This window comes from Microbacterium sp. ISL-103 (genome assembly GCF_018613995.1).
Lineage (GTDB): Bacteria > Actinomycetota > Actinomycetes > Actinomycetales > Microbacteriaceae > Microbacterium.
Genome location: NZ_JAGGPD010000221.1, coordinates 1 through 9,751 on the forward strand (window position 1 = coordinate 1; position 9,751 = coordinate 9,751).

Here is a 9,751-nt window from a genome sequence, read left to right on the forward strand (position 1 = left end):
GGTGCGCCCGGTGCGGGGGCCGTGCAGCACGAAGAACGCGGCGGCAACGACGACGACCGCGACGACCACCGCGGGGGTGATCACGAGGTCGTTGACCCTGGGGCCGTCGATGATCTTCAGCTGCGTGCCGATCCAGCGGATGGGCGAGTCCTCGCCGAGCCGCTCGGGCTTGGTGCTGAGCAGCGAGGCCAGCCCTCGCCCGAGGAACATCATCGCCAGCGTCGCGATGAACGGCTGCACGTTGAAATATCGGATCAGCACGCCGGACACGATGCCGAAGAGCACGCCGATGCCGATCATCGCGACGATCACGGCGACGGCGTTCCACCCGGCGTTCGAGAGCATGACGCCCGCGACCGACGACACCGCGATGATCGAGCCCACCGAGAGGTCGATGCCCCCGGTGAGGATCACGAAGGTCAGCGCGACGGCGAGCACGATGAGGTGCGCGTTGTTGATGAGCAGGTTCGACAGCGTGTTGAACTGCAGGATGCGGCCGTAGGCCACCTCTCCGAAGATCACCATGCCGACGAAGATGACGACCGAGGCGATGGTCGGCAGCACCGACGGATTCGCCCTGATCATTCGGCGCACGCGGTCGGCGATCGTCTCGGCCGGGCGCACGGTGGGGCTGGGACTGGGGCTGGCGATCAGGGCGCTCATGCCGACACCTCTTCCTTGTGCAGCAGCTGTTCGACCGGACGGGCCCTGCGGCGGCGGCGGAACCAGCTGCGCACCCGCTGCGACTGCAGCAGGCACAGCACCACGATCACGATGGCCTTGAAGGCCGGGGTCGCCGACGACGAGACGCCGAGATACAGCACGGTCTTATCGAGCGTGGCGATCAGCAGCGCTCCGACGAACGCGCCGCTGAGCGAGAACTTTCCGCCCGCCAGCGAGGCGCCGCCGATGACGACCGCAAGGATCGCATCGAGCTCGAGCTGATAGCCGGTGCGCGAGATGTCGACGGTCATGACGCTGCCGACCGACATGATGCCGGCGATGCCCGCGAGGATGCCGCTCATGATGTATGCCGTGAGCAGCAGGCCCTTCGGCTTGATGCCCGCCATGCGGCTGGCCCGCGGGTTGATGCCGATCGCCTCGATCATGAGCCCCAGCGCACTGCGCCTCACGACCCAGCCGACGGCGAGCACGATGAGCACGGCGAGGATGAACACCACGGGGATGCCGATCACGAAGCCGTTCGCGATCCAGCGGAACGCATCGTTCGAGGCCGTGGTGTTCTGCCCGCCCGTGATCACCTTGGCGATGCCGCGACCGGCGAGCATGAGCACGAGGGTGGCGATGAACGGCTGCAGCCCGACGTAGGCGACGAGCAGTCCGTTCACCGCCCCGAGGATGCCGGTGATCACCAGCGCGAGTCCGACCGCGGCGAGCGCGGCACCGAAAGAGTCGCCGGCGGCGCTGAGGAACTCCATCGAGACGGCCCCGGCGACGGCCATGAGGGATCCGACCGAGAGGTCGATGCCGCCGGTCGCGATGACCAGCGACATCCCGATCGCGATCATCATCACCGGCGCCGCCTGGCGCAGGATGTCGATGAGGTTGCCGACGAGGTTGCCGTTGTTGGGGTTGATCGAGAGCGCGAGGTACGTCGGATCCTTGATGACGTTCAGGGCGAGCAGCGCGAGGATCGCGACGATGCCCCAGAAGAACGGCTTGTGGATCAGATCCCGCCAGATGGTGGTGCCGGCTGCGGCGGTCATCGCGCTGCCTCCTTGTCAGTCGTGTGGCCGATGGTATCCGGCAGCGCGCCGTCGGCGTCGTCGAGGGTGTCGGCGGCGGCCTCCACCCCGTGGGCGGCGATCACGTCGACGATCACCTGCGCGGTGACGTCGGGGCCGTTCTGGATCTCGCCGATCTTGCGGTGGTCCTTCAGCACGACGATCCGCTCCGACAGTCGCACCACCTCTTCGAGCTCCGACGAGATGAAGACGACGGCGACGCCCTCTTCGGCGAGCTCTGCGACGGCCTCCTGGATCTCGGCCTTCGCGCCCACGTCGATGCCTCGGGTCGGCTCGTCGAGGATCAGCAGCTCGGGCTGCGTGGCGAGCCAGCGCCCGAGGAGCACCTTCTGCTGGTTGCCGCCCGAGAGGTTCTTGATCATCCGATCGGGGTCGGCGGGGCGCACGTTCAGCTGCTCGATGTAGCGATCGACGATCGCATCCTGCTCTTTGCGGCTCATCGGCCGCGCCCACCCGCGCTCGGCCTGCACCGCGAGCACGATGTTCTCGCGCACGGTCAGATCGCCGATGATGCCCTCGTCGCGTCGGTTCTCGGTCGAGAAGGCGATCTTCTTCGGCAGCGCGTCGGACGGCGATCGCAGATCGATCCGGCGTCCGTGCAGCTCGATCACGCCGTCGTCGGTGCGGTCGGCTCCGTAGAGAAGGCGGGCGAGTTCGGTACGGCCCGAGCCCAGAAGGCCCGCGAAGCCGACGACCTCGCCGGGGCGGATGTCGAGGTCGGTCGCCTCGACAGCACCCCGCCGGGCGATGCCGACCGCAGACAGCAGGGGCTTCTCGTCGGTGTCTCTCGGGGCGCGGCGACGGTTGCCGCCCAGGGACTTCAGCGCGTCGAGGTCTTTGCCGATCATGGTCGAGATGAGGGCGTGCCGGTCGAGATCGCGGGTGAGGTACTCGCCCTGGTAGCGCCCGTTGCGCAGCACCGTGAGCCGATCGCTGATCGCGTACACCTGATCGAGGAAGTGCGAGACGAAGAGGATCGCGACCCCCTGGTCGCGCAGTGAGCGGATGACGGTGAAGAGCCCCTCGACCTCGGCGGCGTCGAGGCTCGATGTCGGCTCGTCGAGGATGAGCACCTTGGCCTTGATGGCCATCGCCCGACTGATGGCGACGAGCTGCTGCAGCGCGATCGAGAGGGTCGAGAGCGGCTTGCGGGTGTCGAGGTGGCCGAGCCCGAGGCGGTCGAGGGCCTCGGTCGCAGCGCGATGTGTGGCGGTCCAGTTGATGCCGAACACGCCCCTGCGCTCGTGACCGAGCATCACGTTCTCGCCGATCGAGAGGTTGGGGGCGAGGTTGACCTCCTGGTACACCGTCGAGATCCCGGCATCCTGCGCATCTCCGGCACCGCCGAAGCTGCGCTCGGCGCCGGTGACGACGATCGATCCGGAGTCGATCGGATAGACGCCGGTGAGCGCCTTGATGAGGGTCGATTTGCCGGCGCCGTTCTCGCCCATGAGCGCATGCACCTCGCCCGGGAAGAGCCGGAAGTCGACTCCGTCGAGGGCTTTCACGCCGGGGAACTCGATCGAGATCCCCCGCATCTCGACGATGGGCAGTTCTTCGTTCATGTCTGTCTCTCCGTCCGGGAGAGCCCGGGTGGCACAGGATCTGCACCACCCGGGCTCGCTGCCGGATCGCTCCGGCGTCGGCGTCGGTGCTCGGTCAGTACTTGCGGTCTGCGAGCACGGCCTGCGCGGCCTCGGCGGAGTCGAACGCTTCGCTGGGGACGACGATGTACGACTCGACGTCTTCGCCCGCGAGCGCCTTCTCGACGACCTCGAGCGCCGTCTCGCCGAACAGCGGGTTGTACTCGTGCACGTAGCTGAGCTGGCCGTCGGCGAGCGCCTGCATGGCGTTCTTCGTGCCGTCGATGGTGGCGATCTTCACGTCTTCACCCACGACGAGGCCTGCTTCCTCGGCGGCCTGCGCCGCACCGAGGCCCATCTCGTCGTTCTGGGCGAACACGAGCTGGATGTCGTTGTTCGAGGCCTTGAGCATCGTCTCGAAGACGCTCTTGCCCTCTTCCGCCGACCAGTTCGCGGTCTGCGCATCGAGCTTCTCGAGCGACGAGCCGCCGAGGCCCTCGTCGAACCCGGTGTTGCGCTCGTTCACGACTCCGACTCCTGCCGGCCCCTCGAGCACGACGTAGTTGCCTCCGTCGGGGAAGGTGGCGGCGGCCCACGTGCCGACCTCCTTGGCGACCTCGACGTTGTCGGGCGCGATGCGGGTCACGTACAGGCTGTCGTCATCGGGCTCGATGCCGCGGTCGAGCAGGATGACGGGGATCTCCGCCTCCTGCGCGCGCTTGAGCGAGTCCTCCCAGCCGGAGGCCTCGGTGGCCGAGAGCAGGATCACGTCGACGCCCTCGTCGACGAACGACGTGAACGCGTCGATCTGCGACTTCTGGTCGAGGTTGGTGGCGGGGGCGTACTTGAGGTCGTATCCGGCTTCCTCCGTGAAGGTGTCCTGGATGTTCTGCTCGTTGGCCTCGCGCCAGGCGCCCTCGGGGCCGACGGCGACGAATCCGACGGTGGTGATCTCGTCCGAGCCACCGTCGCCGCCGTCACCGCCCGAGTCTCCGGTCGAGCAGGCTGCGAGGCCGATGGTGAGTGCGCCGACTGCTGCCAGGCCGAACGCGATGCGGATGCGCTTCTTCGCGGACATTTCTTCTCCTCATTGAGATGCCGGTGGTCACTCCGGCAATGGTGGACCCGTCATGGTCCTGTCGTGATTGCAGGACACCTGCACCGCGTGTCCTGCCGCGATGTTACCGGGAACATTTTCTGGAACACAAGACTTCACACCAAAGTCGCTCGAATCAGCGCGATCGAATCTTGTTACCGATCACAGTTCGGCGCTGTGACTCAGCTCGGCGGCGATCATCTCGACCACCGTGTCGACGGTGACCCCCGGTCCGTTGCTGAGCTCGCCGATCTTCTCGCGGTCCTTCAGCACGATGATCCGGTCGCTCAGCCGCACGACCTCTTCGAGCTCCGACGAGATGAAGACCACCGCGACGCCGTCACCCGCCAGCTGGCTGATGCGCCGCTGCACGTCGAGCTTCGCGGCGATGTCGATGCCGCGCGTCGGCTCGTCGAGGATCAGCACGTGCGGGCGCACGGCCAGCGCCCTCGCGAGCAGCACCTTCTGCTGGGTGCCGCCGGAGAGCAGCCCGACCGGGCGATCCAGATCCGCAGGGTCAAGGTGCAGAGCCTCGACGTAGGTCTCCACCAGAGCAGACTCCTCGGCCTGCGCGAGAGGACGCGACCACCCACGCAGAGCCTGCAGCGAGAGGATCATGTTCTGCCTCGCGGTGAGTTCGCCGATGATCCCCTGCGTGCCGCGGTTCTCAGCCGACAGGGCGATGCGATGCCGCAGCGCGACCGAGGGGTTGCGCAGCTGCACCTGCTCGCCATCGACCCAGAGCACGCCGCTGTCGGCACGGACGGTGCCGCTCAGCAGCGAGGCGACCTCCGTGCGTCCGGATCCGCGAAGCCCCGCGAGTCCCACGATCTCGCCCCGCTGGATCTCGATGTCCATCTGCTCCAGCTCGCCCCGCCGACCGATGTCCGATGCCTGCAGCGCCGGCTGTCCGTCTGTCGAATAGTGGTGCGCCTTGCGCTCCGAGCCGAGCGCTCTGAGGCTGTCGATGTCCTTGCCGAGCATCTTCGAGATCAGGTCTGCACGATCCAGGTCGCGAGTGGCGTACTCGCCGACCCGGCTGCCGCCGCGCAGCACCGTCATGCGGTCGCTGATCGCGAACGCCTGTTCGAGGAAGTGCGAGATGAACAGGATCGCGACGCCCCGCTCGCGGAGTCCGCGGATGACCCGCATGAGCGTCGCGACCTCGGCGACGTCGAGGCTCGACGTCGGCTCGTCGAGCACCAGCACCCGCGGCTCGTCGACGACCGCCCGCGCGAGCGCGACGAGCTGCTTCTGCGCGGGGGTGAGCATCGACAGCGGCGTCTTGGGGTCGAGATCGTCGAGCCCGAGCCGCGTCAGCGCCTCGGCGGCATCCGCTCTCGTGCGTCTCCAGTCGATGCCGAAGCGTCCGCGGCGCTCGCGCCCGAGCATCACGTTCTCCGCGACACTGAGGTTCGGGCTCAGCTGCGCCTCTTGGAACACCGTGGCGATGCCGGCCGCCCTGCTGTCGGCCACCCCCGAGAACCGCCGCGGCTCGCCGTCGACGACGACCGTGCCCGCCTCGGGTGCATGGGTGCCGGTGATCACGCCGACGAGGGTCGACTTGCCCGCCGCGTTCTCACCCATGACGGCGTGCACCTCGCCGGCGAACAGCCGGAAGTCGACGTGGTCGAGCGCGCGCACCCCGGGGAACTCGACCGTGATGCCCTCGAGCCGCACGACCGGCTCGGCATCAGGCTCGGGCGTCATCGCACCTCCCGCGGCGCGGCCGACGAGGCGCGGGGCACGAGCTCGGTCGGGATGCGGGTGAGAGCCGGGATGTCGCGGCCCTCGATCGCGGCCCGCAGCATCTCGACGACCGAGACCCCCAGCGCGCCGAAGTCCTGCCGCACCGTCGTGAGCGGCGGCAGGAAGTGACGCGCGAGCGGGATGTCATCGAACCCGACGACGCTGAGGTCGGTCGGCACCTCGAAGCCCCGGTCGTGCAGCCCGTGGATCAGGCCGATGGCCATGTCGTCGTTGGCGGCGAAGATCGCGGTGTAGTCGGGCAGCCGCGTGAGGCCCTTCGCGAAGTCGTAGGCGAAGTCCGCCGACCAGTCGCCGACCACGATCGGCCGCTCGCGGATGCCCCACGACTTCGCCCTCGAGTGGAAGGCGCGCTCCCTGGCCCGGGCGTCCAGCCAGTCCAGCGGGCCTGAGAGATGCAGGATGTCGCGGTGGCCGAGCGCGACGAGATGGTCGACGACCAGGGTCGTGCCGGCGTGCTGATCGATCGACACCGTCAGGAAGGTCGGGTCGGCATCGGCTTTCACGACGAGCATCGGCACCGTGATGGCGATGCGGCGCAGGGCCGCGACCGACGACGAGCGCGGCGCGATCACGCAGAGCGCGTCGACGCCCTGCGTGACCAGGTTGTCGACCGCCTCCTGCGGCGACAGCGCATCGCCCTCGTGCAGCGCGATCGGCGTGACCGAGTACCCCGCCGCGCGGGCGGAGAGTTCGACCGCACGCAGGATGCTGGTGGGGCCGTGCGCGACGGCGCTCTCGACGATCACGCCGATGCGGCGGGTGCGCGGGGTCGCCAGGGCTCGGGCGACGAGGTTGGGCCGGTAGTCGAGCTCTTCGATCGCCTCGAGAACGCGCCGCCTGGTGTCGGGCTTGATGTTGGGGTGATCGTTGAGCACCCGCGACACGGTCATGTGCGAGACACCCGCGATGGTCGCGACCTGACGGATGTTGGGCTTGTCGGAACCGACGTTCACCATGCGCACCTCCGTCGGCCGAGCCTCGGAGAATGTTACCGAGAACAACCCCGGTGGTGCAATGAATCGCGCTACAGCCCGAGGCGCTCCAGGTACGGGTTCACGAGGCGGCGCTCGGGGTCGAAGCGAGCGGCGAGCGCGGCGAAGTCGTCCCACCGCGCATAGCGCGAGCGCACCTCGGCGGCATCGAGCGTGAACACCTTGCCCCAGTGCGGGCGGGCGGTCGCGGGCAGCAGCGCCTCGAGCGTCGGCAGGAACTCCCGCACCGCGGCCTCGTCGGGTTTCCACGTGAAATGGATGCCGACGGCATCCGTCTCGTGCGACGAGCTCAACCACAGCTCGTCGGCGGCCACCGTGCGGATCTCGTTCACCAGCAGCAGCGGCGCGATCTGACCCGCGAGCGTGCGGACGGCCTGGATCGCGGCGACCGCATCCTGCCGGGGCACCAGGTACTCGGTCTGGATCTCGGCGCCGGCCGAGGGCGTGAACTCGAGCTTGAAGTGCGCGAGGCGCTCGAACCACGGGCCCGGCACCCCGAGCTGCTCGGTGCACGCGACCGGGTCGACGCCGAGGATCGGATGCCGCTTGCCCTCGGCGGGCTCCGCCCCGAGCCGCGCGAACAGGTCGGCGCGGGTGTTCTCGCGCGCCTCGGGGTGGCGCTGCTTGACCCAGATCTGGTCGGCGAAGTCGGTGTGCTCCCAGCGCGAGAAGATGCTGACGCTGGTGCCGATGCTGGTCACCTCGTCGAAGTCGGCGAGGATCGCATCCCACGACGGATGCTCGAACACGTGCTGCGCGACCTCGTACGCGGGCTCGACGTCGAGCGTCACCTCGACCACCGCGCCGAGGGCCCCGAGGCTCACGACCGCGCCGCCGAAGTCGTCGTCGCCGCGGGCGAGCGTGCGCGTCTCGCCGGACGGGGTGATGATGGTCAGCGCGCGCACGGCGGATGCCAGCGATCCGGTCGCGTCACCCGAGCCGTGCGTGCCCGTGGCGACCGCGCCGGCGATCGAGATGTGCGGCAGCGAAGCGAGGTTCGCGAGCGCGAGGCCCTCGGCGTCGAGCAACGGGGCGAGGTCTCCGTAGCGCAGCCCGCCGGACACGCGCACCGCGTCACGGGCGTCGTCGACCTCGAAGACGACGGGCAGACGGTCGAGCGCGATCAGCACGCCGTCGGTGTCGGCGATGTCGTTGAAGCAGTGCCGCGATCCGAGGATCCGCGCGGCTCCGCCCCGGGCGAGCAGATCGCGCAGCTCGTCGACCGAGCCGGGGTGCTCGACGGCGGATGCACGGTAGGTGAGGTTGCCGGCCCAGTTGCGTTCGATGGTCATCGGGCCATAGTAGCCAGCGCGCATCGGCGTGCGTCGACGCGGCGACGCGCCCGAGCGGTGCCATGGATAGGCTGACCGGATGACAGCGATGCCGCCGCCCCGCGCGACGATGAAAGACGTGGCGGCGCTCGCGGGCGTCTCGCCCAAGACCGTCTCGAACGTCGTCACCGGCACGACGACGGTGAGCGAGGAGACACGTCGCAAGGTCGATGCGGCCATGGTCGAGCTCGACTTCGTGCCCAATCTGAACGCCCGAGGGCTACGCAAGGGGCGATCGGGCATCATCGCCGTCGCGCTGCCCGACCTCGCCACCGCCTTCTCGGCCGAGCTCATGCACCGCCTCGTCGATGCCGCCCACGAACGCGGCCTGGCCGTGCAGATCGAAGAGACGGCGACCGACCCCGAGCGCGAGAGGGAACTCGTCTCCCGCGCCAGAGCGCACCTCGTCGACGGCCTCATCCTCAACCCGATCCGCCTCGAAGACAGTGTGCTGAAGTACGCCGACCGTCTTCCGCCCCTGGTCGTGCTCGGCGAGGTCGAGCAGAACCGTGCCGACCACGTGCGCATCGACAGCCGTCGCGCCGCGGCCGACGTCACCCGTCACGTGCTGTCACGCGGAGCGACCCGCATCGCGGTGATCGGCGCCGACGACGACGCCTCGGTCGCGACGGCGACGAGCCGCCTGCGTCTCGAAGGGGTGCATGACGCGCTTCGCGAGGCCGGCATCTCCCGCGACACCGCGCTCGAGATCAACCCGATGCCGTGGTCGATGACGGGCGGAGCCCAGGGGGTGCAGACGCTGCTGCGTCGCGGCGTGGCCTTCGATGCGATCGTCGCCTTCACCGACTCGCTGGCGCTCGGCGCCCTGCACGCACTGCACGACCACGGCATCCGCGTGCCCGACGACGTGATCGTCACAGGCTTCGACGACGTGGAGTTCTCGCGCTACACGTCGCCCTCGCTCACGACGATCGCCTTCGATCGTCGTGCGTTCGCGGATGCGGCGCTGGGGCTCCTCGAGTCGCGCATCGACGATCGCGCGACCCCGCCGCGGTCGCTCACCCTCTCCCACCATCTGCTCGAGCGCGACAGCACGCAGGGCCGCCCGCGCGGCCACCGCCCCTGACGCGCCCTCTCGCGCACGGCATCCCCGTCCCCTCGCGTCCCCCCGCATCCACCCGTCCCCCTCGCGTCCCCGCGTCCCCGCGTCCCCGCGTCCCCGCGTCCTCCCGTTCCGGTCCCAGTTGGTGCC

At 69.2% G+C, this 9,751-nt stretch carries 8 protein-coding genes; 1 reads left to right on the plus strand and 7 read right to left on the minus strand.

Annotated features, from left to right (window positions below):
• The 7 genes from J7E68_RS09020 to J7E68_RS09050 all read right to left on the minus strand — a co-directional run.
• The coding region (locus tag J7E68_RS09020) for an ABC transporter permease (protein ID WP_396652494.1) at positions 1-663 on the minus strand (663 nt) is incomplete at its 3' end.
• Positions 660-1,727: an ABC transporter permease gene (locus J7E68_RS09025; protein ID WP_215171870.1), complete on the minus strand. Its 1,068-nt coding sequence runs from the start codon at positions 1,725-1,727 to the stop codon at positions 660-662. The genes J7E68_RS09020 and J7E68_RS09025, both read right to left, overlap by 4 nt.
• Positions 1,724-3,331 (minus strand): sugar ABC transporter ATP-binding protein, encoded by a 1,608-nt coding sequence (locus tag J7E68_RS09030; protein WP_215171872.1) that lies wholly within the window; start codon positions 3,329-3,331, stop codon positions 1,724-1,726. The genes J7E68_RS09025 and J7E68_RS09030 overlap by 4 nt, the downstream gene beginning before the upstream one ends.
• 94 nt (positions 3,332-3,425) lie before the next feature.
• Positions 3,426-4,427 carry a substrate-binding domain-containing protein gene (locus J7E68_RS09035; protein ID WP_215171874.1) on the minus strand — a complete coding sequence of 334 codons (1,002 nt, stop codon included), beginning with the start codon at positions 4,425-4,427 and terminating at the stop codon, positions 3,426-3,428.
• A 180-nt stretch (positions 4,428-4,607) separates the two neighbouring features.
• Positions 4,608-6,155 carry a sugar ABC transporter ATP-binding protein gene (locus J7E68_RS09040; RefSeq protein WP_215171876.1) on the minus strand — a complete coding sequence of 516 codons (1,548 nt, stop codon included), beginning with the start codon at positions 6,153-6,155 and terminating at the stop codon, positions 4,608-4,610.
• Positions 6,152-7,171 (minus strand): LacI family DNA-binding transcriptional regulator, encoded by a 1,020-nt coding sequence (locus tag J7E68_RS09045; RefSeq protein WP_215171878.1) that lies wholly within the window; start codon positions 7,169-7,171, stop codon positions 6,152-6,154. Before J7E68_RS09045 ends, J7E68_RS09040 begins: the two co-directional genes overlap by 4 nt.
• Positions 7,172-7,239: 68 nt before the next feature.
• Positions 7,240-8,499: a D-arabinono-1,4-lactone oxidase gene (locus J7E68_RS09050; RefSeq protein WP_215171880.1), complete on the minus strand. Its 1,260-nt coding sequence runs from the start codon at positions 8,497-8,499 to the stop codon at positions 7,240-7,242.
• A 79-nt stretch (positions 8,500-8,578) separates the two neighbouring features.
• On the opposite strand from J7E68_RS09050, the gene J7E68_RS09055 reads away from it, so the two are divergent.
• Entirely contained in the window at positions 8,579-9,625 is a 1,047-nt protein-coding gene (locus J7E68_RS09055; RefSeq protein WP_215171882.1) for a LacI family DNA-binding transcriptional regulator, read from the plus strand.
• The last annotated feature ends 126 nt before the right edge of the window (positions 9,626-9,751 follow it).